Origin of the sequence: Nocardioides sp. WS12 (assembly GCF_014108865.1) — a bacterium.
Lineage (GTDB): Bacteria > Actinomycetota > Actinomycetes > Propionibacteriales > Nocardioidaceae > Nocardioides.
Genome location: NZ_CP053928.1, coordinates 174,305 through 196,724, shown reverse-complemented (window position 1 = coordinate 196,724; position 22,420 = coordinate 174,305). Strand labels below are relative to the sequence as shown.

Annotated in this window: 22 protein-coding genes; 15 read left to right on the top strand and 7 right to left on the bottom strand. The window is 67.6% G+C overall.

The features are described 5' to 3' along the window. Positions 1–98: 98 nt before the first annotated feature. From HRC28_RS00875 to HRC28_RS00865, 3 genes are all read right to left on the bottom strand, one after another. Positions 99–1,235, bottom strand: coding sequence for an acyl-CoA dehydrogenase family protein (locus tag HRC28_RS00875; RefSeq protein ID WP_182378213.1), 1,137 nt, complete (start codon positions 1,233–1,235; stop codon positions 99–101). A gap of 9 nt (positions 1,236–1,244) precedes the next feature. Continuing rightward, a complete protein-coding gene (locus HRC28_RS00870) occupies positions 1,245–2,039 on the bottom strand; it encodes an enoyl-CoA hydratase-related protein (RefSeq protein WP_182378212.1) in 795 nt (264 codons plus the stop codon). Positions 2,040–2,157: 118 nt separating this feature from the next. Next, positions 2,158–2,682 carry a nuclear transport factor 2 family protein gene (locus tag HRC28_RS00865; RefSeq protein WP_182378211.1) on the bottom strand — a complete coding sequence of 175 codons (525 nt, stop codon included), beginning with the start codon at positions 2,680–2,682 and terminating at the stop codon, positions 2,158–2,160. A gap of 151 nt (positions 2,683–2,833) precedes the next feature. Between HRC28_RS00865 and HRC28_RS00860 the strand changes: the two genes are divergently transcribed. Further along, entirely contained in the window at positions 2,834–4,306 is a 1,473-nt protein-coding gene (locus HRC28_RS00860; RefSeq protein ID WP_182378210.1) for an NAD(P)/FAD-dependent oxidoreductase, read from the top strand. Here HRC28_RS00860 and HRC28_RS00855 read toward each other — a convergent pair. Next, entirely contained in the window at positions 4,265–4,786 is a 522-nt protein-coding gene (locus tag HRC28_RS00855) for a thioesterase family protein (protein ID WP_182378209.1), read from the bottom strand. The two genes, HRC28_RS00860 and HRC28_RS00855, sit on opposite strands and share 42 nt — an antisense overlap. A gap of 125 nt (positions 4,787–4,911) precedes the next feature. On the opposite strand from HRC28_RS00855, the gene HRC28_RS00850 reads away from it, so the two are divergent. Beyond that, complete coding sequence (locus tag HRC28_RS00850; protein WP_182378208.1) at positions 4,912–5,373, top strand: MaoC family dehydratase; 462 nt, start codon at positions 4,912–4,914, stop codon at positions 5,371–5,373. Here HRC28_RS00850 and HRC28_RS00845 read toward each other — a convergent pair. Together HRC28_RS00845 and HRC28_RS00840 are read right to left on the bottom strand one after the other, a co-directional pair. Further along, positions 5,358–5,753 carry a DUF2834 domain-containing protein gene (locus HRC28_RS00845; RefSeq protein ID WP_182378207.1) on the bottom strand — a complete coding sequence of 132 codons (396 nt, stop codon included), beginning with the start codon at positions 5,751–5,753 and terminating at the stop codon, positions 5,358–5,360. The two genes, HRC28_RS00850 and HRC28_RS00845, sit on opposite strands and share 16 nt — an antisense overlap. 88 nt (positions 5,754–5,841) lie before the next feature. After that, positions 5,842–6,855, bottom strand: coding sequence for an LLM class flavin-dependent oxidoreductase (locus HRC28_RS00840; protein WP_182378206.1), 1,014 nt, complete (start codon positions 6,853–6,855; stop codon positions 5,842–5,844). A 238-nt stretch (positions 6,856–7,093) separates the two neighbouring features. Here HRC28_RS00840 and HRC28_RS00835 point away from each other — a divergent pair, with 238 nt between their 5' ends. From HRC28_RS00835 to HRC28_RS00815, 5 genes are read left to right on the top strand one after another with little or no spacing between them, the layout of a single operon-like run. Beyond that, positions 7,094–8,197 carry an NAD(P)-dependent alcohol dehydrogenase gene (locus tag HRC28_RS00835; RefSeq protein WP_182378205.1) on the top strand — a complete coding sequence of 368 codons (1,104 nt, stop codon included), beginning with the start codon at positions 7,094–7,096 and terminating at the stop codon, positions 8,195–8,197. Between the two features lie 32 nt (positions 8,198–8,229). Further along, positions 8,230–9,687, top strand: coding sequence for an aldehyde dehydrogenase (locus HRC28_RS00830; protein WP_182378204.1), 1,458 nt, complete (start codon positions 8,230–8,232; stop codon positions 9,685–9,687). 17 nt (positions 9,688–9,704) lie between these two features. Then, positions 9,705–11,027, top strand: coding sequence for a cytochrome P450 (locus HRC28_RS00825; protein ID WP_182378203.1), 1,323 nt, complete (start codon positions 9,705–9,707; stop codon positions 11,025–11,027). Positions 11,028–11,054: 27 nt separating this feature from the next. Continuing rightward, a complete protein-coding gene (locus tag HRC28_RS00820; protein WP_182378202.1) occupies positions 11,055–11,267 on the top strand; it encodes a ferredoxin in 213 nt (70 codons plus the stop codon). Further along, a complete protein-coding gene (locus HRC28_RS00815; RefSeq protein WP_182378201.1) occupies positions 11,260–11,574 on the top strand; it encodes a 2Fe-2S iron-sulfur cluster-binding protein in 315 nt (104 codons plus the stop codon). The genes HRC28_RS00820 and HRC28_RS00815 overlap by 8 nt, the downstream gene beginning before the upstream one ends. A gap of 136 nt (positions 11,575–11,710) precedes the next feature. Here HRC28_RS00815 and HRC28_RS00810 read toward each other — a convergent pair whose 3' ends face one another. Next, positions 11,711–12,661, bottom strand: coding sequence for a LuxR C-terminal-related transcriptional regulator (locus tag HRC28_RS00810; RefSeq protein WP_182378200.1), 951 nt, complete (start codon positions 12,659–12,661; stop codon positions 11,711–11,713). A gap of 214 nt (positions 12,662–12,875) precedes the next feature. Here HRC28_RS00810 and HRC28_RS00805 point away from each other — a divergent pair, with 214 nt between their 5' ends. The 8 genes from HRC28_RS00805 (at position 12,876) to HRC28_RS00770 (ending at position 22,418) form a co-directional block, all read left to right on the top strand. Next, the gene (locus HRC28_RS00805; RefSeq protein WP_182378199.1) at positions 12,876–15,239 is read left to right on the top strand and encodes a LuxR C-terminal-related transcriptional regulator; all 2,364 of its coding nucleotides are present in this window, start codon (positions 12,876–12,878) and stop codon (positions 15,237–15,239) included. A 146-nt stretch (positions 15,240–15,385) separates the two neighbouring features. Beyond that, positions 15,386–15,808 carry a hypothetical protein gene (locus tag HRC28_RS00800; RefSeq protein WP_182378198.1) on the top strand — a complete coding sequence of 141 codons (423 nt, stop codon included), beginning with the start codon at positions 15,386–15,388 and terminating at the stop codon, positions 15,806–15,808. Further along, on the top strand, positions 15,805–17,040 hold the full coding sequence (locus HRC28_RS00795; protein ID WP_182378197.1) for an FAD-dependent oxidoreductase: 1,236 nt from the start codon (positions 15,805–15,807) through the stop codon (positions 17,038–17,040). The genes HRC28_RS00800 and HRC28_RS00795 overlap by 4 nt, the downstream gene beginning before the upstream one ends. Positions 17,041–17,170: 130 nt before the next feature. Then, positions 17,171–18,028: an ABC transporter permease gene (locus HRC28_RS00790; protein ID WP_202033184.1), complete on the top strand. Its 858-nt coding sequence runs from the start codon at positions 17,171–17,173 to the stop codon at positions 18,026–18,028. 10 nt (positions 18,029–18,038) lie between these two features. After that, positions 18,039–18,908 carry an ABC transporter permease gene (locus tag HRC28_RS00785; RefSeq protein ID WP_202033183.1) on the top strand — a complete coding sequence of 290 codons (870 nt, stop codon included), beginning with the start codon at positions 18,039–18,041 and terminating at the stop codon, positions 18,906–18,908. A gap of 63 nt (positions 18,909–18,971) precedes the next feature. Next, entirely contained in the window at positions 18,972–19,793 is an 822-nt protein-coding gene (locus HRC28_RS00780) for an ATP-binding cassette domain-containing protein (RefSeq protein ID WP_182378196.1), read from the top strand. A gap of 1 nt (position 19,794) precedes the next feature. Next, complete coding sequence (locus HRC28_RS00775) at positions 19,795–21,024, top strand: MlaD family protein (RefSeq protein WP_182378195.1); 1,230 nt, start codon at positions 19,795–19,797, stop codon at positions 21,022–21,024. Continuing rightward, positions 21,024–22,418 (top strand): MlaD family protein, encoded by a 1,395-nt coding sequence (locus HRC28_RS00770; protein ID WP_182378194.1) that lies wholly within the window; start codon positions 21,024–21,026, stop codon positions 22,416–22,418. The genes HRC28_RS00775 and HRC28_RS00770 overlap by 1 nt, the downstream gene beginning before the upstream one ends. Positions 22,419–22,420 lie beyond the last annotated feature (2 nt).

Sequence of the window (22,420 nt, the reverse complement as noted above, 5' to 3'; positions counted from 1 at the left end):
TCGGTCCGGGCAGCTTCGCGGGTCGGCAGCAAATGGTCAGCGCCCCGGACACAGCGGCGATGCTGCGTCCGGGGCGCTGGGCGTACGAGCCGATCGGCTCAGAAGATCGCCTTGGCGATGATCTCCCGCTGGATCTCGTTGGTGCCGCCGAAGATCGGCGGCGCCAGGGCACGACGCACCTGGAACTCCATGCCGTACTCGCGGGTGTAGCCGGCGCCACCCATCAGCTGCATGCCCTCGAGGGCCGCGGCCTTGGCGACCTCGGTTGCACGCATCTTCGCCATGGCGGAGGCCGAGGCGAGCTCGTCCTCCTGGCCGTTGTCGATCGCCTGCGCGATGTCGTAGATGAACGCGCGTGTGGTGGCGATGTCGGTGGCCAGGTCAGCGACCCGGTGCCGGAGTGCCTGGAAGGAGGCGATCGACTGGCCGAAGGCCTCGCGCTCGCGCATGTAGGCGACCGCGTCGTCCAGCGAGCGCCGGGCAGCGCCGATGCTGAAGGCGGCGATGATCATCCGCTCCACACTCAGGCCGCGCATCAGGTGCTTCCACCCCTGCCCGGCTTCGCCGACGACCGCGGAGGCCGGCACCCGGACGTCGGTGAAGAAGACGTCGTTGCAGGTGCGTGCCTCCATGGTCTTCACCTCGCGCATCTCGATGCCCGGGGTGTCGCAAGGAACCATCAACAAGGTGAGCCCGGTGTGCTTCGGGCCGGCAGCGTCCTCCCGGACCAGCACCAGCATGTGCTCGGCCACGTGGGCCACGGAGATCCACGTCTTCTGGCCGTTGATGACGTATTCGTCCCCGTCGCGCACGCCCTTGCAGGTGACGGCGCCGAGGTCCGAGCCGGTGCCCGGCTCGGAGAGGGCGATCGCCTCGACCTTGCCCGAGGCGAGGTTGGTGACGATCGTCTTCTTCTGCTCCTCGTTGCCCCACTTGAGGTACGTCTGAGCAGCCGTCAGGCCCGTCGTGTAGGCGAGCAGGCCAGGGATCAGGCCGCGGTGCGCCTCCTCGATGAACACGCACTCATCGACGAAGCCCGCGCCACCGCCGCCGTACTCCTCGGGCAGCGAGACGCCGAGCCAGCCGAGCTTCGCCATCTTGGCGAGCAACTCGAAGCTGGTTGCGTTGGTCTCGTTGTCGGTCAGGGCGTCACGCTGCGCCAGCGTGCCGCACTCGCGCTCACTGAAGTTGTGGACGTGGTCGGCGAACTCCAGCCGATCGCTGTCCAGCCTCATCGCGGGCGCTCAGTTTCCGCGGTACTGCGAGAAGTCAGGCTTGCGCTTCTCGTTGAACGCAGTGATGCCCTCCTTGGCCTCCGGCGTCTCGCCGAACAGCTTGAGGGTGGTGACCGCCGACTGGCCGAGGGCAACGAAGTGCTCGGTGTCCTGGTTGAACGACTGCTTGAGCACCTTGAGCGCGGTCGGGGAGAACGAGTTCATGTTGTCGGCCCACGCGCGGACCTCGTCCTTCAGGTCGGCGGCCGGGACGACCTTGTTGACCAGGCCCCAGTCCAGGGCTTCTTCGGCGCTGAGGCGACGCAGCATGAACCAGATCTCGCGGGCGCGCTTCTCGCCGACGACGCGCGCGAGGTAGCCCGAGCCGAGACCTGCATCGAAGCTGCCGACGCGGGGACCGTTCTGGCCGAAGCTGGCGGTGTCCGCGGCGATGGTGAGGTCGGCAAGGACGTGCAGGACGTGGCCGCCGCCGATGGCGAGGCCGTTGACGGCAGCGATGACCGGCTTCGGGACGTCGCGGATCACGCGGTGGAGGGCCTCGACCTCGAACAGGCCACTGGTCGAGGGGCCGTAGTCGCCGGTCTCCATCCGCTGCTTCTGGTCGCCGCCGGCACAGAACGCCTTGTCGCCCGCACCGGTCAGACAGATGGTGCCGACCTCGTTGCTGGCCCAGGCGCGCTTGAAGGCGAGGACGAGCTCGTCGACGGTCTGCGCGCGGAACGCGTTGAACCGCTCGGGGCGGTTGATGGTGATCCAGGCGAGGCCGTTCTCGACCTCGTAGGTGATGTCAGTGAAGTTGTCCATCGTGGCGGTCCTTCTCGTCGATTGCCGTCATTGGCAGGTCCGGGGTCGGCTTTGGCCTGACCATTTGTAACCATAGGCGGCGGAACGATCGTTCACAAGCCCCGTGAGGTGGATTTCTTCAGGAGCGCTTGAGGGCTCGCTTGATGCGAGTCTGCGCGTTGACCATCTTCTTCATCCCCTTGTCCATGCCGCTGCCGGCCGGCGGCATTAGGCCGATGACGCGCGCCATCTCGGTGGTGTCGAGGTAGGCGTCGAGGTGAACGATCTTGCCGTCCTGGATGACCAGGCGGTCGAAGCCCTGGACCGTGCCCTTGGCGCCGGTGTGGGTGAAGCCGTCGAACAGGCCAGGCCCGGTGAATCCCGCCGTCAGCCGCCAGTGGACAGCGGCGACATCGCCTTCGCAGGTGATGTCGAGAACTTCGACCTTCCAGTCGTGGAAGGCGTCGAAGAATGCGAGGAAGAACCCGCGCTGCTCATCGGGCACCGTCATCGTCCGGAACCCGGGGAAGGCGTCGATCGAGCCCGGCTTCCACACTGCCTGCATGCGGTCGATGTCGCGCTCGTGGACGGCGGTGAAGAACTCGCTCGCCACCGCGCGGTTCTGCTCGAGGGTCGATGAGGGGGCGGTTTTGGACGTTGTCATCCGCTCATCCTGAGGTTTGATCTCGCGGCTGACTACCGATCGAACCAAGGATGTACCGAACGGAGGACGCCCGACGGCCGAGGTGCGGATGCCCCATGGGCCGGGTGTCCGCGAGCCTTGGCGGCAGCGTTCCGAATGAGCGCGAAGCAACGTGACTGAGAGTGAGAAGACCGTGAGAGTCGAACAGGCAGACGTCGTGATCGTGGGGGCGCGCTGCGCTGGTTCGGCCGCCGCTGTTCCGCTGGCGCGGGCCGGCCACAAGGTCGTCGTCATCGACAAGGCGCGGTTCCCCTCCGACACAATGTCGACCCACGTGCTGGTGCCCAACGGTGTGCAGGAGCTGCAGCTGATGGGCGCCCTGCCGGGCATTCTGGCCCTCAACCCGACGAAGGTGCGCCGGCTCACGTTGCACGACGGTGACCTCGATGTCGAGGAGCGCTTTCGTCCGTTCATGGGCATCGACTACGGCGTCTGCGTGCCGCGCGATCTCCAGGACCAGGTGCTGGTCGAGGCTGCCCGTGCGGCGGGCGCCGATGTCCGCGAGCGCACGGCGATGAGCAACGTGGTGTGGCGTCACGGCCGCGCGGTCGGCATCGTCTGCCGCACCAAGGACGACGAGTACGAGATCCAGGCCAAGCTCGTGATCGGGGCCGACGGCCGCAAGTCCAATGTCGCAGGCGAAGTGGGCTCGTACCGGCCCTACCGTGCCTCGGCCAACGGGCGCGGTTTCGCGTTCCGTTACGTCGACGACCCCCTCGGGGATGCGGCCCCCAAGGCCTACGAGATCTACCGCTTCAACGGTCACCAGATCCTGGTCCTCCCGTCGGCGCCGGCCGGTCGCACCCTGGTGGTGAACATGACCGCGTGCGAGAACATCGCCGCCTACAAGGCCGACCCGGAAGGCGCCTGGGCAGCCCTGATCGACGAGGACCCGGTGCTCTCGAAGCGGATGAGCGGCGCCACCAACATGAGCAGCATCCGTACGACGACCGACCTGTCGTCGTACTACCGCGCGTCCACGGGCCCCGGTTGGGCCCTGGCCGGCGACGCCGGTCACTTCAAGGACCCGACGACGGGCAACGGCATGCGCGATGCGTTGAAATTCGGTCGCCTGCTCGGTGAGGCCGCCGCCACGACGCTGGATCGCCCTACGGTCCTCGACGCCGCCCTGCAGGTCTGGGAGGCCGCTCGCGACCGCGACACCATCTCGACCTACCACTGGGGCAACCGCGAGTCCCGGCCCGGAGCAAGCACCGCGCTGGTCAGGGAGGTCCTGCGGACCTTCGCCGGCAGCGACGAGCCGGATCTGTCCGACACGTTCAACCGGGCCCGTCCGATCGAAGCCATTATCACGCCCAAGCGGATGGTGACCGGTCTGGCGCGAGTTCTCCGGTCCGGTCCCGATGCACGGCGGGGTCTGCTCCACGAGCTCAGGACAGAACTGCCACTGGAGTGGGGATCGCGCCGGCACCGTCTTCTCGACGGCTTCCGTTCCACGCGACCGACCGCGACCGAGCGATCAGGCTGGGACGTGGGGACCGCACGCGAGTCGTCGTGGCGCCATGCATCGGACCCGGTGGTGCTACTTCGGGACGCTGTTGCGCCGGATGCCCATCGCGCCTGACAGGGGTAGCGGCCAGGACAGGCCAGCGCCGTCCCGGATGACCTCGTCCATCCGGACGGCGACGTCTTCGGCGAACTCTGCCGGTCGTCGCGTGTCCATCCCGACGCCGACCAGCAGGATCTCCACCGTGCAGGACAGGACCTCGGCGTCGCGGTCGAGGATCAGCGACAGCAGGTGCGCTGCGCGCGCCGACCGGTCGACGAGTGTGGTGTGGACCGTGAACTTCCCGCCCTCGTGCATCTCGGTGAAGTACCGGATGTGGTGTTCGGCAGTGAACACGCCCAGCCGCCGCTCGGCACGGTAGGCGTCGTCGATCCCGATCCGGCGGCACAGGACGTCGGCACCCAGAGCGCCGGCATCGAGGTAGTGCCGGATGTTCATGTGGCCGTTGAGATCGATGAAGTCCGGCGTGACCTCGCCCTCGAGGAGCGTGGGCAGTTCGCGGACGTCGTCGTACGACGGCAAGGCGGTGGTGCTCATTCCCGCAACCTAGATCGTCGTCACGTGAGTTGGGCCCTCGCGTGGGCCGCATCACTGTGGACCGCGACAGTGGCCGGATGGCACGGCCTTTGACCCGAGGTACCGCGCTGGCCCACCGTGGGGCCATGACGCTGGAGATCACTGTTGCCGAGCTCGCCGAAGCCAAGGACCTGGACCTGGGTTCCTCTCCGTGGCAGCGGCTGGAGCAGGACCGCATCGACACCTTCGCGACCGCGACCGACGACCACCAGTGGATCCACGTCGACGCCGAGCGTGCCGCCGAGGGGCCGTTCGGCAAGACGATCGCCCACGGCTACCTGACGCTTTCGCTGGTCCCGTCCATGCTGAAGAAGCTGATGGTCATCACCGACCACGGACGTGGCACGAACTATGGCCTCGACAAGGTGCGGTTCACCGCAGCTGTTCCCGTGGACGCGGACATCCGGCTGACGGCGTCGATCCCCGAGGGCGTGCGGCGCGAGGACGGTGGCGTCCAGTACCGCGTCGCCCTCAAGGTCGAGGTCAAGGGTCAGGACCGCCCCGCTATGGTCGGGGAGTCGATCTACCTGACCTACCCGCTGGCCTGATCGCTGCCTGCGAGGGACAGGGTCGGGCTGTCGGCCTGCTTCTGGCGGTCCAGGAACCGCTCGCGCGTGACCAGGTAGACCGGGAACGCCATCGAGACACCGATGTAGGACAGCACGACGAAGAACCAGCCCCACTTCTGTCCCATGCCGATGCGGACACTGTCGGTGACGACCCAGACCATGAAGACCGCCCAGGCGATCAGCATGTCGATGCTGAGGAAGGCGGCGGTGCCGCCGGCATCAATCGCGTCGCCGAAGAAGTCCAGCGGGTTCAGGATGTTGCCGCCGTCGTCCATCCAGTCGAACGCGTGGGGCCAGGTGAGCACGAGCGCGACGATTCCGGCGATGAGGTACGCCGCGTGGCGGATGTTGGTGGTCATGTCCAGCACGCTACGGACGGCGCAGGTGCGCTGAATCTGCCCGTGGAGGTGGAGTCCTCCACCCTTCGGTCCGCCCATCAGCCGACGGTCAGCGACTGAAGGCCTCGATGATGGCGAAGGTGTTCTCCCGGACCCGCTCGGCGGCCATGGTGAAGCTGGGGGAGTAGAGCGCGGCGTGGTCGTAGCGCTTCTCCAGGAGCGCGACGCGGTCCCGCACCTCCTCGAGAGTGCCGGCAGCCGCCATGTCGTCGAGCATCCGGTCGGACACTGCGGCGATCATGGCGTCGTGGTCCTTGGCGCGGAAGGCTGCCTGGATGGCCGCCGCCTCGTCGCCGTAGCCGGACGCCTCCATCACCGGGCCGTAGGCCTTGGGTGCGATGTAGAACGCGAGCTGCGCCGCGGCCTCGCGCCGGGCAACAGCGGGGTCGTCGTGGATCGAGGTGATGATGACGCCCTTGAGGTGGACGTCGGCCGCATCGCGGCCCGTCACCTGCGCCCCCTTCTCGATGGCGGGGCGCGCGATCTCGTCGAGGTACTGGTCAGTGAGCGTGGGGTGGCAGATCAAGCCGTCGGACACGCGGCCGGCGACCTCGATCATCCGCGCGTTGACACCTGCGGTGTAGATCGGGATCTCGGTCCGGAGTGGCGCCTCGATGTCCGCGGTCGGGGTGATGTCGCAGGTGTAGAAGCGCCCCTCGTGCTTGACCGGGCCCTCGTGCAACTTCCACAGCCGGCGCAGCAGGGGAATGAGCTCCTCCATGCGGCTGGCCGGCCCGTCGGGGTCGGTGACGCCGTGCCAGCCGACCATCATTCCGCGGGTTCCGGTGCCGAGGCCGAGGGTGAGTCGACCGCCGGCCAGCTCGTCGAGGAAGCGGGCGTCGTTGGCGAGCACCAGCGGCGAGCGGCCGACGGCGTACGCGATCGCGGTGCCCACGCCGATCCGCTCCGTCGCCGCAGCCATCGCGGCCACCGACACCACGGCGGAGCGGTTGAGGAACTCGCCGGACCAGGCGCCGTCGAATCCGGCCTGATCGGCTGCCTTGGTGATTTCTACCGTCTCCGCGAGCCCTCCGGCCAGCACGGTGATGCCTCGTGTCGTCATTCGATCACTGTCGCCCAGGGGCAGGCCCTTCGCAACGCGATCGACCTCGTCCTACTGGAGATCTCGCCACCCTGCAGTCGGTGCCCGCAACCCTCCGTGGGCCCAACGGCACATGCCGATCTGCCTGAAGGGGGATGCCCGGTGAATGTGACGGAGGAAACACTTCGAGGAGTTCCTGGCGCGGCATCGGCCGCCCGGCACCCTCACCACTTTTGAGCTTTCACGAAGGGAATCCGCCATGCAGATCAAGGCAGCCGTCATTCACGAGATCGGTGGCGACTTCGTCATCGAGGACGTCGAGATCGGCGACCCGCAGTCCGGCGAGGTCCTCGTCGAGATCGCGTCCGTTGGCCTGTGCCACACCGACGTCGCGGCTCAGCACGGTCACCTTCCCTTCCCGATGCCGGGCGTCGTGGGCCACGAAGGTGCCGGCGTCGTCAAGGCGATCGGCGAGGGTGTCACCAAGGTCGCCGTCGGCGACAAGGTCGCCCTGTCGTTCAACAACTGTGGTGAGTGTGCGTCCTGCAAGAAGGGCGAGCCCGGCTACTGCGCCAGCTTTATGGCCCTCAACTTCGGCGGCGTCCGGCCCGACGGAACCTCCGCGCTGTCCCAGGGCGGGACTCCGCTCGGCAGCAACTTCTTCGGTCAGTCGTCCTTCGCCACGGCCGCCATCGCCAACCAGCGCAACGTCGTGAAGTTGGCCGACGACGCGGACCTGAGCATCGTCGGGCCGCTCGGCTGTGGCGTGCAGACGGGCGCCGGTGCCGTGATGAACAGCTTCGACGCCCAGGCGGGCGAAGCGCTCCTCGTCATGGGTGGTGGTTCGGTGGGCCTCTCGGGCGCCCTGGCCGGCGTGGTCCGCAACCTGAGCACGATCATCGTCGTGGAGCCGGTCGCTTCGCGTCGCGAGCTCGCGCTCGAGCTCGGCGCGACGCACGCCATCGACCCGGCCGCAGGCCCGGTCTCGGAGCAGGTTCGCGCGATCATCCCCGCCGGTGTCGACTACGTCCTCGACACCACGGCGAACGTCGCCGTACTCGGTGAGGCCTTCGCGTCGCTGGGTTATCGCGGCACGATCGGCCTGATCGGTGTTCCGGCCGACCCCGAGGCCGTCATGTTCCTTCCGATGATGGGCGCGCAGGTGCTCGGCGCCAAGGTGATCGGCATCGTCGAGGGTGACTCCAATCCGGACGAGTTCATCCCCGAACTCCTCGCTCTGCACGCCGCAGGCAAGTTCCCGTTCGACCGCCTGATCACCAAGCGGCCGTTCGGCGAGCTCAACGAGGCCATCGCGGCCCAGCACGCAGGTGAGGGCATCAAGATCGTCCTCACTCACGGCTGACCCCCCATCCCACGACTTCACGAGGTGACCAGATGAGCACGATGGAATACGACAAGCTCTACGTGGCCGGAGACTGGCGCACGCCCGCCGGGTCGGACCGGATCGACGTCCGCTCGGCAACGACCGAAGAGAAGATCGGCTCCGTTCCCGAGGGTGTCGAGGCCGACATCGACGCGGCCGTCGACTCCGCCCGCCGCGCGTTCGACGGACCTGACTCGTGGGGCAACTGGGAGCCGGCTCGGCGCCAGGAGGTGCTGCTCCGGTTCGCCGACGAGCTCGAGAAGCGCGGACCCGAGACGGCGTCGCGGGTCAGCCAGCAGAACGGCATGCCGATCGTGGTTGCCGAGGCCTTCGAGATCCCGTTCCCGCCACTCCTGCTCCGTTACTACAGCCAGCTGGTCGTCGACCAGGCCGACGAGCGTCGTCCCGGCATGCTCGGTGGCACGGCGGTCATTCGCCGCCAGCCGATCGGTGTCGTCGCTGCGATCGTTCCGTGGAACGTGCCGCAGGGGATCACCTTCCTCAAGATCGCGCCCGCGCTGGCCGCAGGCTGCACCGTCGTCCTCAAGCCTGCGCCCGAGACCGTCCTCGACGCCTTCCTGATGGCGGAGGCTGCTGTTGCTGCCGGCCTGCCCGAGGGTGTCCTGAACATCGTCCCCGGCGGCCGCGAGCTCGGTGCCTACCTGGTCGAGCACCCCGGTGTCGACAAGGTCAGCTTCACGGGCTCCACGGCCGCTGGCCGCGCGATCGCCGAGACCTGTGGGCGTCTGCTCCGACCGGTGACCCTGGAGCTCGGCGGCAAGTCCGCTGCGATCGTCCTCGATGACGCCGACCTGCTCGGCAACATCGAGAGCTTCTTCGCCTCCACCCTGCTCAACAACGGTCAGATCTGCTGGCTCGGCACGCGCATCCTCGCGCCGCAGAACCGGTACAGCGAGGTGGTGGACACCATCGCCGGCCTCGCCTCCAACCTGGTGATCGGTGACCCGCTCGAGCGGACCACCCAGATCGGGCCCCTGGTCTCCGCTCGTCAGCGCGACCGGGTCGAGTCGTACATCGCCAAGGGCTCCGCCGACGGCGGGCGCCTCGCTGCGGGTGGTGGCCGTCCGGCCGACCGTGACAAGGGCTGGTTCGTCCAGCCGACCGTCTTCGCCGACGTCGACCCGAACCACACCATCGCCCAGGAGGAGATCTTCGGGCCCGTGCTCGCAGTGATCCCCTACAGCGACGAAGCGCAGGCCGTGCAGATCGCCAACGACACCGACTACGGCCTCGGCGGGTCCGTGTGGACCGCCGACATGGAGCGTGGCGAGGCATTCGCGCGCAAGGTGCGGACCGGAACGATCGGCGTCAACCACTACGTCAACGACCCGACTGCCCCCTTCGGTGGCATCAAGTCCAGCGGGATGGGGCGCGAACTGGGCCCTGAGGGCCTCGTCGCGTTCCAGACCCTCCAGACCATCTACCTCCCGCCCGCCGCGGCCAACTGAAGTCCAGGAGCATCACGATGACTGTTACCGACGAGACCACGACGTACGTCGTACCGGCGGAGATCGCCGCCCAGATCGTCCTTCCCGAGGGACACGTCGACCACGAGAAGCTCTTCGCTGCCTACCAGTGGCTGCGCGAGAACATGCCGGTCGGCAAGGCGGTCGTCGAGGGCTTCGACGACCTGTGGCTGGTGAGCAAGCACGCCGACATCATGGAGGTCGAGCGGAACACGGAGCTGTTCACCGCGGGTGGCCACGAGGAGCCGGGCGATCACAACCCGATCCTCAGCAACCAGGCCGGTGACGCGTTCACCAAGAGCCTGACCGGCGGCAGCCTGCGAATCATGGACGCGCTTCCTTACCTCGACCCGCCGGAGCACACCGCGGTCAAGGACATCGCGGGTGCCTGGTTCCGTCCGACCAACCTCAAGCAGTGGGAGGACCAGATCCGGACCCTCGCCACCGAGGCGATCGAGAAGTACCTGAAGCAGGGTACGAACGAGATCGACTTCATCGAGGACTTCGCGCTCTACTTCCCCCTCCACGTCATCATGACGCTCTTCGGTGTCCCCGAGGAGGAGGAGCCGCGGATGATGAAGCTCACCCAGGAGTTCTTCGGAGTCGCTGACCCCGACCTGCAGCGTGACGACGTCGTCCAGAGCCCCGAGGCCATGGCCCAGCAGTTCGCACAGGCCTTCCAGGACTTCTGCGGGTATTTCGAGGGCATGGTCGCCGACCGCCGCGCCAACCCGCGCGACGACCTGTCGTCGCTCATCGCCAACGCGAAGATGGAGAACGGGGAGTTCTACCCCAACACGTTCGCCTACGGCTGGTTCATGGCGATTGCCACGGCCGGGCACGACACCACGTCGGCCACCATCACCGGCGCGATCGAGGCACTCGGTCAGAACCCGGACCAGCTCGCCAAGGTCAAGGCCAACCCGGCACTCATCCCGGACCTGGTCAACGAGGCGCTCCGCTGGGCATCTCCGGTCAAGCACTTCATGCGCCGCGCCCGTGTCGACACCGTGCTCAGCGGCGTCGAGATCAAGGCCGGCGACCGCATCATGCCTCTCTACCAGTCGGCCAACCGGGACGTTGACGTCTTCGAGGCCCCGGACTCGTTCGACCTCGAGCGGCGTCCCAACAAGCACATTGCCTTCGGCTACGGCCCGCACATGTGCATCGGCCAGCACCTGGCCAAGCAGGAGCTCAGGATCATGTTCGAAGAGCTGCTGCCTCGCATCGAGTCGATCGAGCTGCTCGAGGGTCGCAAGCTGACCCAGACCAACTTCGTCGGGGGCATCAAGCGCCTTCCGGTTCGCCTCGAGCTGAACTGAAGTCTCGAAGCAGAAGGAGGAACGACGATGAAGGTCGTGCACACGCAGGGCATGTGCGGTGGCGTGGAGACATGTGTCGAACTCGCCCCGGACTACTTCGTCATCGGGGACGACGGCCAGACCCAGGTCGCCGTCGCCGAGGTCGCCGACGAGGATCTCGAGCGGGTCACTCATGCAGTGAATGAGTGCCCCACGGGTGCCCTCCGGTTCGCCAGGGACACGGAGAGCAGCCATGCCTGAGGTGACCTACGTGCTCGCCGACGGTCGGGAGATGAAGATCGACGTCCCGTGTGGCCAGAGCGTGATGGACGGCTCGGTCCGGAACAACCTTCCGGGCATCGTCGCCGAGTGCGGCGGGAGCTGTTCCTGCGCCACGTGCCACGTGTACGTCGACGCTGCCTGGGAGGGTCACTTCGACGAGGTGACCGACGAGGAGCGCGACCTGCTGGAGTTCGCTGACGGTTCGCAGCCGAACTCCCGGCTGGCCTGCCAGCTGATCATGAGTGACGCCAATTGCGGGGCCCGGGTCGTCGTACCGACGAACTGAGGCAAGCCGTACGACGAACGGTCCCGATCCCTCCTCCCAGGGCTCGGGGCCGTTTGTCGTGTCCAGGAGATGTCCAGCAGGCAGGGCAGAACAAGACCCCGAAGCCTCCGGCTCCGGGGTCTTGTGGACTGTCGGGTCAGACGGTGACGCCCGGGCGCTGGAGCCAACGACAGACGGCCTCGGCGCGGTTGGCGGCGTTGAGCTTGCGCAGGATGTGGCGCACGTGGGACTTCACGGTGCCTTCGGTGATCACCAGACGGCTGGCGATGCGCCCGTTGGTCTCACCGAGCGCCATCAGCTTGAGCACCTCGCGCTCGCGCTCGGAGAGCAGGCGGTCGATCTCGGGGGCGCCGGTGAGGCGCTGGCCCGTCATGGGCGCCAGTCCGGCTGGGTGGGCGGAGACGCCGGTGACCTGCTTCTCGCTGACCAGGTTCATGGGACCGTCCAGGCAGCCGTCGACCATCCCGCCGAGCGAGGTACGCAGGTTGTCCATCGTGGTGCGGAGCCGGTCGAAGCGCTCGCGCAGGCTGGCGGCCGCGACGAGCGTCCCGAACTCCTGGGCGAACAGGGCGATGATCTCGCGGTCGAAGTCAGTGACCGGCGCAGCGCACAGGCGGTCGGCGTGGAAGAACCCCACGACTTCGCCGTCGGGTGCGATCGGTGCAGCGACGTAGGAGTGCGAGCCCGTCATCGCGGCCAGCCGCGGGTTCACGCGGGGCTCGCGGCTGACGTCGACCACCAACAGCGAGACCCTGCGCCGGACCATCTCCAGCTCGATCACGTTGGGCCCCAGGCGCTGGTTCTCCGTTCGCGCCGCGGTGGTGATCTCGGCTGCTTCGGCCGGGTCGACCTCGCTGTGGAAGCGCTCGACCACCCAGTCCGAGTCGACGACCCGGGAGATCATGGCCCGGTCGAAGCCGACCCGGCACAGTGCCACGGGTGCCCGCTGCACCAACTGATCGACCGTGGTGAGGGCCCGCAGGTCGTCCAGAGCCCGGCTGACTCGCCGGAGGGTGGCCGCAGGGGAGTGGTCGCGCCGGTCGACCTGATCGAAATGCATGGGCGTGGACACGGGGAGCGCGGTCACGATTCCTCCTGCTAACTGTTGGACCAAACAACTGTGACGACCGTCACGATGCTCCTCTACAAGTCCTTTCGACACGTGGAGTCACCCCGGAGAGGTACCCGAGTAGGATTTCCAGGTAGTCCCGGGTATGGGCTTGTTTGGTCCAACCATTTAATGCAAAATGGGGTTCGGGGCCCGGGGGAGGTTCACCCGGATGTGTGGAACGAGGTGGCTGATGCCCGGTCTGGAGTCGGAGCACCCAGCGGTGTCGGTCCTTCCCGCTTCTACCGGGGCCGCTCAACTGCTGCCTGCCGACCTGACCAGTTTCGAGGGGCGCCGATCCGACCTCAACCACGTGAAGCAGTTGATCGGCGAGACCCGGCTCCTCACGCTGACTGGTTTCGGCGGCATCGGGAAGACGAGGCTCGCACTGCGAGCGGCGCGCGAGCTCGCGCGGACTCACCCGGATGGGGTGGCCTGGGTCGAACTCGCCAATCTCCGCGATCCGGGTCTGCTGCGCCAGAGCGTCGTCGAGGCGTTGGGCCTGCCGGAACTCCCCGGCCGCGACACCTGGGCCGCTGCCCTGCAGCACATCGCCAGTCGCCGGATCCTGCTCGTTCTCGACAATTGTGAGCACGTCCTGAACGACGTTGCCGAGCTGGTCGCCGAGATGCTGCGCCACGGCCCCGGGCTTCGCGTGCTCGCCACCAGTCGGCAGATCCTCGCCGTGCCGGGGGAGACGGTGCTGTGCGTGGCCCCCCTCCCTGTGCCGCCTCCGGAACTGGCGTCCGAACCCGGCGTGGCCTCGCTGTTTCCGTCGCTGGCGCTGTTCCGGGAGCGTGCCGCTGCCGTCGTACCCGGCTTCGAGCTCACGCCTGCCAACCAGGAGGCCGCGGTGGAGTTGTGCCGCAAGCTGGAGGGCATCCCGCTCGCGATCGAGCTCGCTGCCGTCAAGCTCCGGGTCCTGGGGCTCGACGACCTGGTCGCCCGACTTGACGCCCGGCTCGACGTGCTGCGGCATTCGGCGCGGGTGGGCCCGTCGCGGCACCGCACCATCGAGGCGACGATCGACTGGTCCTATGACCTGTGCACCGAGGACGAGCGCACTCTCTGGGCGCGGGCGTCCGTCTTCACCGGCGGCTTCGGTGTCGAGGCCGCAGAAGCCGTGTGTTCCGGCGGGTCGTTGCCCCGGCACGCCGTGCTCGAGGTGATCCAGGGCCTGATGGAGAAGTCGGTGCTCACCCGTACCGAGAGCCAGGGCCAGGTGCGGTTCCGGATGCTCGAACCCTTGCGCGAGCACGGGCACCAGCGCTTGCAGGCCGCGCAGGAGCACGACGCCCTGCTCCACCGCCACCTGACCTGGGTCGAGAAGTTGCTGGAGGAGGCCTGTCTGCAGTGGTTCAGCCCTCTCCAGGAGCTGTGGTGCATCACGCTGCGCCTCGAGCAGGCCAACATCCGAGCGGCCGCCGAGCACTGCCTGGCACACGAGGAGTGCCGTGAGCGCTCGCTACGGCTGGTCGGCGCGCCGTGGTTCCTCTGGATCGCGCTCTTCCTCGACGAGGGCCGGCAGTGGCTGGAGCGGGCTGTGACCGCCTGCCCCGACCCGACCCTCGACCGCGCTGTGGCACTCGGCACCCTCAGCTACGTGGCCAGCCTCCAGGGTGACCAGGAACGGGCCGATGACGCTGCTGAAGGTGCCCACGAGATCGCCGTCGCCGAGGGTGATGTCCGGGTCGAGGCGTACGCCACCCATGTCGCGGGGCTCTCTGAGCTCTTTCGCGACTCACCCAAGTCAAAGACACTGCTGTCGAAGGCACTTGCCCTGTATGAGGGACAGGACGTGCTCGACGACCAGGTGGTGGGCCTTCGGATCCAGCTCGCTCTGGCACATCTGTACTGCGGTGAGCTCGACGAGGCACGCTCCCATTTCGACTGGTGCCGCGACCTGTGCACCCTCACGGGGGAGCGGTGGTTGCTCTCGTACGCTCTCTACGGTCTCGGCTTCGTCGAGAAGCTCGAGGGCAACACGGAAGTCGCGATCACCCTGGCCCGCGAAGCCATGGACATCAAGTGGTTCTTCCGCGACCTGTGCGGTCTCTCGACCACGATGGACCTGCTCGCGTGGGCCCAGGCCGATGCCGGGTGCTACCAGGACGCTGCCTGCCTGCTTGGTGCTGCGGACAGCCTGTGGACCAGCTTCGGTGTCCGGCTTTTCGGTTCCGAGGACTGGCTGGCGAACATGCACGACGCCGAGCAGACGAGCCGCGGTCAGCTGGGTGATCGGGTCTTCGACTCGGCCTTCCGTGCGGGAGCCGAGATGGATCGCCCGGACGCTATTGCCTTGGCCCTCGGACGAAAGCAGGCCCCCACCGCGGTGACCCTCGCGGACACCGGCGCCGTGAAGCTGACCCGACGCGAGCAGCAGATTGCCGACCTGGTCGCTGACGGCCTGTCCAACCGGGCCATCTCCGAGCGTCTCGTGATCTCCCAGCGCACCGCCGAGGGCCACGTCGAGAACATCCTCGCCAAGCTCGGCTTCCACTCCCGCTCCCAGGTCGCCGCCTGGGTGGGGGAGCGGCGGACTCCCAGCACGGTCTGATCACCGATCGACGTACGTCTTTCCGCCCCACGGGCGATTCGGTGTGACCCTCTGCGCACCTAGCGTGCGGAAGGTGCCTGTCCCTGCGGACGGCACTCCCGGCGGGGACCCCGTTCGGGGGACGCCGACGAGACCGGAACACCGCCATGTCCTTCTTCGCCAGTGCTGCCGAAGTCGACTGCTATGTGGGCGGGGTGTTGCGCCTGGCCGGCATCGACCCCTGCCTCGGGCCGCAACTTGCTGAAGCTTCGCTGACCCTGCGGCTGGTCTGCTCGGACCTTCCGGCCCGCCTGACCGTCGACCTCTTCGACCCCGTCGCTGTGGTGCTGAACGACGGCCCGATCGAGGTCGACGTCGAGCTGACCTGCGAGGCCGACTTCCTCGACGCCTACTTCCGCGGCCGCCGCAACCTCGTCGAGGCGCTGGCGCACGGCGAGGTCCACGCGCGCGGACGGGTCAGCAAGGTGCTCAAACTACTGCCCGTCATCGAGCAGACCTTCCCCTACTACCGCCAGATCGTCGCCGTGAAGGACCGCGCGGCGGGCTCGGCACCAGGAGCGTTCTCATGACCCATCCAGATGTACGCCGCGTCGTCATCGTCGGAGCCGGACACGGTGGTGCGAATGTCGCCGCCCTGCTCCGCCAGCACGGATACGACGGCACGATCACCCTCGTCGGTGACGAGACCGTGTGGCCCTACCAGCGGCCCCCGCTCTCGAAGGACTACCTCAAGGGGGCGATGAGCGACGACGACCTGCTGATCAAGCCCAAGGACTTCTACGCCGAGCAGCGCATCGACATCCGCTTCGGTGATGGTGTGCAGGTCGTCGACACCTCGGCTCGCACGGTCACTCTCGGGGGTGGCGAGGTCATCGGCTACGACGCCCTCGTCATCGCCACGGGCGCGGCTGCTCGCCAACTCCCTGTCGACGGGGCCGACCTCGAGGGCGTGCACTACCTGCGCAACCACGACGACGCCCTGCGGCTCGGCAACGCGACCGTTCCCGGCGCCCGGCTGGTGATCGTCGGTGGTGGGTACGTCGGCCTCGAGGTCGCCGCATCCGCACGACACCTCGGTGCCGCGGCCGTCGTGCTGGAACGGGAGGACCGCGCACTCGCCCGCGTCGCTGGCGCGGACCTGGCGGGATTCCTGGCGGGCTACCACGCGGAGCGCGGGACCCGGATCTGCACCAGCGCTGACGTCGTACGACTGGACGGGGACGAGGCGGGGAAGGTCACCGCGGTCGTCCTCGCCGACGGAACGCGACACGAGTGCGACGCCGTCCTGGTGGGGGTGGGTGCCATCGCGCGCACCGAGATCGCCGAAGCCGCGGGGATCGCGTGCGACGGCGGAGTCCTGGTCGATGAGCAGGGTCTGACCTCGGTCGCCGGCGTCTACGCGGTCGGTGACGTCACCCGACGTCCCCTTGACCACTTCCCTGGCCGGCACCGGCTGGAGAGCATTCCCAGTGCAGTGGAACAGGCCAAGCAGGTCGTCGGGCACATCCTCGGCGAAGCGGCAAGGCCGCACGAGGTTCCGTGGTTCTGGTCCGACCAGTACGACCTCAAGATCAAGATCGCGGGGCTCGTCGGGTTCGCCGATCGTGCCGTCCTGCGGGGCGATCCGGCTTCCGGCAAGTTCGCGGTGTTCCACCTGTCCGGCGATGCCGTGGTGGCCGTCGAGACGGTCAACAGCGCGCCGGAGTTCATGGTCGCGAAGAAGCTGATCGCCTCGTCGGCGCACGTCGATGCGGCCCAGCTCGCTGATCCGTCGGTTTCCCTGCGGGACCTGGTCTCGTGACCGCCGTACTCAGGCGCGCAGAACCGCTCGGGGGAGTCACCTCTGCCCGAGGGGGGATGCCGTCACCCCCCTCGAGAAACGAGATTGGTGACGGCGGACACATCTGCCCGATCCGCCTCGAAGGAGAGTCATGACCGCGACGATGCCCCCACCGGTGGCCGCCGGCTCCGAGCCCACCGGTCACGCCGCGAAGCGGCGCAGTGGATCGAAGCTGTTCGACACGGTTCTGGTGCCTGCCGGCGAGATGGGCGTGCTCCTGGGCGTCGTCGTCTGGAGCGCAGTGCGCCACCCCCGGGGTTACTGGGGCGAGGTTCGCGACCTCATGTACAACATGCTCAAGCTCTGCTGGATCCCGATGGTGATCTCGACCGTCACGTTCGGCTTCGGAGCCCCGGGGCTCCAGGGCGGCAACATCTACAACCTCTTCGGCATCCCGGAGCGGCTCGGCTCGTTCTTCATCATGGCCAGCGTCCGCGAGTTCGCCCCCTGGATCAACGCCATGGTCGTCGCGGGCGTCGTGGGCGCTGCGATGACGGCCGACCTCGGGGCACGAAAGATCCGCGAAGAGATCGACGCCATGGAGGTCCTCGGCGTCGACCCGATCCGCGACCTCATCGTTCCCCGGGTCATCGCCGTGACGATCATGACGGGTCTGCTGGACCTCGTTGCCCTGATCTTCGGTTGCATCGGCGGCTACATCGCCGCGGTACCCATCCTCGGAGCCTCCTCAGGAGCCTTTCTCGCCAGCTTCTTCGCCAACGCCACGGTCACTGACCTCTGGGGAAGTGTTCTGAAGACCACCATCTTCGGCCTCGTGATCGCCGTGGTGTGTTGCTACAAGGGCCTCACCGTCAAGGGCGGGCCGATCGGCGTGGGCCGCGCTGTGAACCAGGCCGTGGTGATCTCCTTCGCCGCGATCTTCATCATCAACTCCCTCTTCACCGCCATCCTGCTCGGGCTCAACCCCGACATGCAGGTCTACAAGTGAGGCCGGCTCCGTGACCATCGAGCTCAATCGCCCCGTCGACGACAACGCGCCCCCGCCGCCTCCGAAGAAGGAGGACATCGAGGTCACCGCGTCTTCCATGATGGCCAGCATCAAGGCCGGGTTCGGCACCGCGGGCGAGATCGCCCAGTTCGCCGCTCAGACGTTCCGTGAGCTGCCCCGGGTGCGGATGTACACCGCCGAAGTGTTCCGCCAGTGCGGCATCCTGATCCTCGCCAGCGCGCTGATCATCTGGATGATGGAGTTCGTCATCGGTACCGTCTGCGGCACCGAGGCCAACTACACCCTCCGCGCGATCGGAGCGCCGCTGTACTCCGGCGTCTTCACGGCCTACTGCAGCCTCCGCGAGATGGCGCCCTACATGTGGGGCTACATCCTCGCTGCGAAGGTCGGCTGCGGCCTGGTCGCAGAGATCGGCTCCATGCGCATCGCTGAAGAGATCGACGCGATGGAAGTCATGGGCATCAAGTCACGCAGCTATCTCATCGGCACCCGCCTGGTCGCTGCCTGGGTCGCGATGCCGTTCCTGTACGTCGTCGGCCTGGGCTTCATGTACCTCTCCCAGTGGCTGATCGTCGTCTTCCAGTACGGCAGCGTCTCGCCCGGCGGGTACTCACTGATCTTCTGGCTCTTCCAGAACCCCTACGACTTCCTGTTCTCGCTCATCAAGGTGATGTTGATGGGCACCGTCATCGTGATCGTCGGCTGCTACTACGGCTACACCGCCAAAGGCGGTCCGGCGGGCGTCGGCATCAACACCGCGAAATCGATGATGGTCAACATGGTCCTGATCCACGTCATCGGGTTGCTGACCACCCAACTCTTCTGGGGCTTGTCGCCCAACGCTCCGATTGCGAATTAGCGGCCGGGTACTCCGGCCGCCCCGCGCATGTCCGACCTCCGACCTCCGACACCTGGAGTCTCCATGAACACCACACTTCTCGACACCACCGCAGCGGCGACCGCCGGTCTCCACGCTGCGATGGAGGGTCGCACCGCGACCATGCAGGTCCACAACCTCCACAAGACGTTCGGCGACTTCAAGGTGCTCCAAGGCCTCGACATCGCGTTCGTGGACGACGCCATCACCACGGTGATGGGTCCGTCCGGCACGGGAAAGAGCGTGCTGCTCAAGCACCTCGTGGGTCTGCTCGAGCCCGACCAGGGTGAGGTGGTCGTCTTCGGGCAGGACATCTGGAAGGCCAGCGAGGACGAGCGCTACGAGTTGCGCAAGCGTTTCGGCGTGCTGTTCCAGGACGGTGCCCTCTTCGGGTCGATGAACATCTTCGACAACGTCGCGTTCCCGCTGCGCAAGCACACCGACATGTCCGAGTCCGACATCGGCGACCTGGTCATGAGCCGGCTGCAGGAGGTGGGCCTCGAGCGGTCGGCCCACAAGCTGCCCACCGAGGTGTCGGGTGGCATGCGCAAGCGCGCCGGGTTCGCCCGCGGACTCATCATGAACCCCGACATCGTGCTCTTCGACGAGCCCGACTCCGGCCTGGACCCGGTCCGGACGAGCCTGCTCTGTGACCTGATCCAGCAGATGCACGAGGAGCACGGCGGGACCTACCTGCTGGTGACCCACAACATCGCCGCCGCGCGTGCGGTCAGTGACTACGTCGGCATGATCTGGGGCGGCAAGCTCGTCCACTACGGCGACTGCGACGAGGCGTTCAACAGTGAGGACCCGTTCGTCCGGCAGTTCCTGGCCGGCAAGTCCGCCGGTCCGCTCGGGATGGACTGACATGCCTCGACCACTCATCGCAGCACTCAGCGCCGGCGCGATCCTCGCGGTGTCGGCCGTCGTCATCACCGGCGCCGGTGACGACTACACCGTCGACGTCGTCCTGCCCGCCGCGACCAATCTGGTTCCCGGCTCGGAGGTCGAGATCGACGGTGCCACGGCCGGCCGCGTCAAGGAGCTCGACACCCGCGACGGCAAGGCCGTCATCACGGTTGCCCTCAACGAGGACTACGCCCCGTTGCACGACGGTACGACGGCGCGCGTGTCCTACAAGGCATTGCTCGGCGAGCGCATTCTCGAGCTGTTCCCCGGCAAGGACGCCGCCCCGGCCCTGGCCGACGGCGCTCTCGTCGAAGGCTCGGTCGACCGGGTCGAGCTGGACCAGGTCCTGGCCGCACTCGACAAGCCCACCCGCCAGAAGCTGCAGAGCCTTCTCGACCGGCTCTCCGGCACGCTGAAGGGCAAGGAGGGCGACGTCCAGTCCACCCTGCAGACCCTCGGCCCGGCAGTGGAAGCGCTCGGCCAGGTGCTCGACGCCGTCGGCAACGACGGTCCGACGATCCGCAAGCTCATCACCCGTCTGTCGGACCTGATGGGAACCCTGGAGGCGCATGATCGCGACCTCGGGTCGACGATCACGGACCTGACGACGGCAACCGGCACCATCGCTGCCAACCGCGCCCAGCTCGCCAAGGCGCTCGCTGAGCTGCCTGAGACGCTGAAGACGGCCGAGGCAACGCTGAGCGAGGTCCCCGGAACGGTGGAAGCCGCCAGCCCGCTGCTCCGCGCCCTCGCGCCCGGGTTGCAGCAACTGCCCGGCGTCGCCGAGCAACTGGAACCGGTCCTTCGCGACCTGCGGCCCACCATCGCTGAGTTGCGCCCGACCCTCGCGTCGGCCCGCACGCTGCTCGACTACACACCGGACCTGCTCGATGGCGCGGAGAGTGTGCTGCCGCAGGCGAACCAGGTCCTCGGTGACCTCGGTCCCGCGCTGACCTATCTCCGTCCCTACACGCCGGAGCTCATGGGTTGGCTGTCGAACTGGGGATCGGCTGCGTCGAACTATGACGCGAACGGCCACTACCTGCGGGCGTTCGTCCAGGAAGGCCCGACGAGCCTGGTCAACAACCCCGGCATCCTGCCGCCGGGAGTCACTCAGCACCTGACCCGGTACCCGGGCGAGTCCGAAGGACAGCGCTGGACCGATGCCCACGGAAATGAGATGCAGTGATGAGCGCGACCCGGACCAGATTTGCGGCGGTGGCCATTGCTGCTGTCCTCGGCCTGGCCATCACCGGCCGGACCACGATCGACATGCTGTCGCCCGAGGATCCGGACATGTATGTCTACTTCACCGACGCCAGCCCGCTGATCAAGGGCAACGACGTCAAGGCCTCCGGCGTGAAGGTCGGCACCATCGGCTCGATCGAGGTGGAGGACGGGATCGCCAAGGTGGGGCTCGTGCTCGACGACGAGGTGCTCCCGATCCACGAGGACGCGACGGCTCGGGTTCGGCCGGTCGGCCTGCTCGGCGAGCGTTTCATCGAGCTCGAGCGTGGCACCGCCGACGCCGGAGTTCTTGCCGACGGTGGGTCGCTGCCGCTCGACCAGACCTCGCGGGCGACGGACCTGGACGAGGTCCTCAACATGGTGGACGCGCCCACGGGCACTGCCCTCTCCATGCTGGTCACCACGCTGGGCCAGGGCATGCTCGGACACGGCGAGGACGCGGACCGCGCGATCAAGGCACTCGCCCCCGCCCTGCAGGACACCGATCGGCTGGGCCAGATCCTCGCTGATCAGAACACCGTTCTCCAGCAGTTGATCGACTCCGTCACCCCGGTGGCCGAGCAGCTCGCGACCGACAACGGTGAGCAGCTCGACACCCTGATCGGCGCAACGGACAAGACGCTCGGTGCCACCGCGCGCAGCGACCGCGCGCTGGGTGACACGCTCGAGCGGCTGCCGGCTGCGCTGCGGGAGGCACGCACGACCCTGGCAGCACTGTCAGGCGCTGCGGGTGCCACCGCACCGGTCCTTGCTGCGCTGCGTCCCGCGACCGAGAACCTGGTCAAGATCAGCGGTGAGCTGGAGGCGTTCGCCAGGAGCGCGGAGCCCGCGCTCAACGGCCTCGATCCCGTCCTCGACAAGGCTGAGGTGCTGCTCGAGCGGGCGCGGCCCGTTGCGCAGTCCCTGGCCAGTCTGTCGCCGGACATGAGGACGACCGCCCACAGCGGGCGACGGATCGCCACCGGTGCACTCGACAACCTGACCACGATCCTCGATTTCGTGAAGTACTGGGCACTGACCACCAACGGCCAGGACGGGTTGTCGCACTACTTCCGGGCTCACGTCCTGGTGACCACGGACGTGTTGACCGGCCTGATTCCCAAAGGCGCAGCAGCACCGCCGACGACTGACGGGAAGGCGGCAGGCGGCAAGCCCGCACCGCCGCTCGCCGGACTGCTCGGCAACCTGAACGACACGTTGAGTGGTCTGACCGACCCGCTGAAGGGCCTGCTCGGTGGCAAGTCGCCCAGTAAGGCCGCCACGGGCGGTAGCGCCACCGGTCTCACCTCGTCCCAAGAGGGAAACCTTCTCTCCTACCTGCTCGGAGGGCTCTGAGT

Bases quoted from the DNA above. Each gene is read 5' to 3' on its own strand.
- HRC28_RS00815 (WP_182378201.1), top strand. From the start codon at position 11,260: ATGCCTGAGGTGACCTACGTGCTCGCCGACGGTCGGGAGATGAAGATC.
- HRC28_RS00790 (WP_202033184.1), top strand. From the start codon at position 17,171: ATGACCGCGACGATGCCCCCACCGGTGGCCGCCGGCTCCGAGCCCACC.
- HRC28_RS00830 (WP_182378204.1), top strand. From the start codon at position 8,230: ATGAGCACGATGGAATACGACAAGCTCTACGTGGCCGGAGACTGGCGC.
- HRC28_RS00820 (WP_182378202.1), top strand. From the start codon at position 11,055: ATGAAGGTCGTGCACACGCAGGGCATGTGCGGTGGCGTGGAGACATGT.
- HRC28_RS00825 (WP_182378203.1), top strand. From the start codon at position 9,705: ATGACTGTTACCGACGAGACCACGACGTACGTCGTACCGGCGGAGATC.
- HRC28_RS00845 (WP_182378207.1), bottom strand. From the start codon at position 5,753: ATGACCACCAACATCCGCCACGCGGCGTACCTCATCGCCGGAATCGTC.
- HRC28_RS00805 (WP_182378199.1), top strand. From the start codon at position 12,876: ATGCCCGGTCTGGAGTCGGAGCACCCAGCGGTGTCGGTCCTTCCCGCT.
- HRC28_RS00855 (WP_182378209.1), bottom strand. From the start codon at position 4,786: ATGAGCACCACCGCCTTGCCGTCGTACGACGACGTCCGCGAACTGCCC.
- HRC28_RS00870 (WP_182378212.1), bottom strand. From the start codon at position 2,039: ATGGACAACTTCACTGACATCACCTACGAGGTCGAGAACGGCCTCGCC.
- HRC28_RS00840 (WP_182378206.1), bottom strand. From the start codon at position 6,855: ATGACGACACGAGGCATCACCGTGCTGGCCGGAGGGCTCGCGGAGACG.
- HRC28_RS00835 (WP_182378205.1), top strand. From the start codon at position 7,094: ATGCAGATCAAGGCAGCCGTCATTCACGAGATCGGTGGCGACTTCGTC.
- HRC28_RS00775 (WP_182378195.1), top strand. From the start codon at position 19,795: ATGCCTCGACCACTCATCGCAGCACTCAGCGCCGGCGCGATCCTCGCG.
- HRC28_RS00780 (WP_182378196.1), top strand. From the start codon at position 18,972: ATGAACACCACACTTCTCGACACCACCGCAGCGGCGACCGCCGGTCTC.
- HRC28_RS00865 (WP_182378211.1), bottom strand. From the start codon at position 2,682: ATGACAACGTCCAAAACCGCCCCCTCATCGACCCTCGAGCAGAACCGC.
- HRC28_RS00795 (WP_182378197.1), top strand. From the start codon at position 15,805: ATGACCCATCCAGATGTACGCCGCGTCGTCATCGTCGGAGCCGGACAC.
- HRC28_RS00800 (WP_182378198.1), top strand. From the start codon at position 15,386: ATGTCCTTCTTCGCCAGTGCTGCCGAAGTCGACTGCTATGTGGGCGGG.
- HRC28_RS00770 (WP_182378194.1), top strand. From the start codon at position 21,024: ATGAGCGCGACCCGGACCAGATTTGCGGCGGTGGCCATTGCTGCTGTC.
- HRC28_RS00875 (WP_182378213.1), bottom strand. From the start codon at position 1,235: ATGAGGCTGGACAGCGATCGGCTGGAGTTCGCCGACCACGTCCACAAC.
- HRC28_RS00850 (WP_182378208.1), top strand. From the start codon at position 4,912: ATGACGCTGGAGATCACTGTTGCCGAGCTCGCCGAAGCCAAGGACCTG.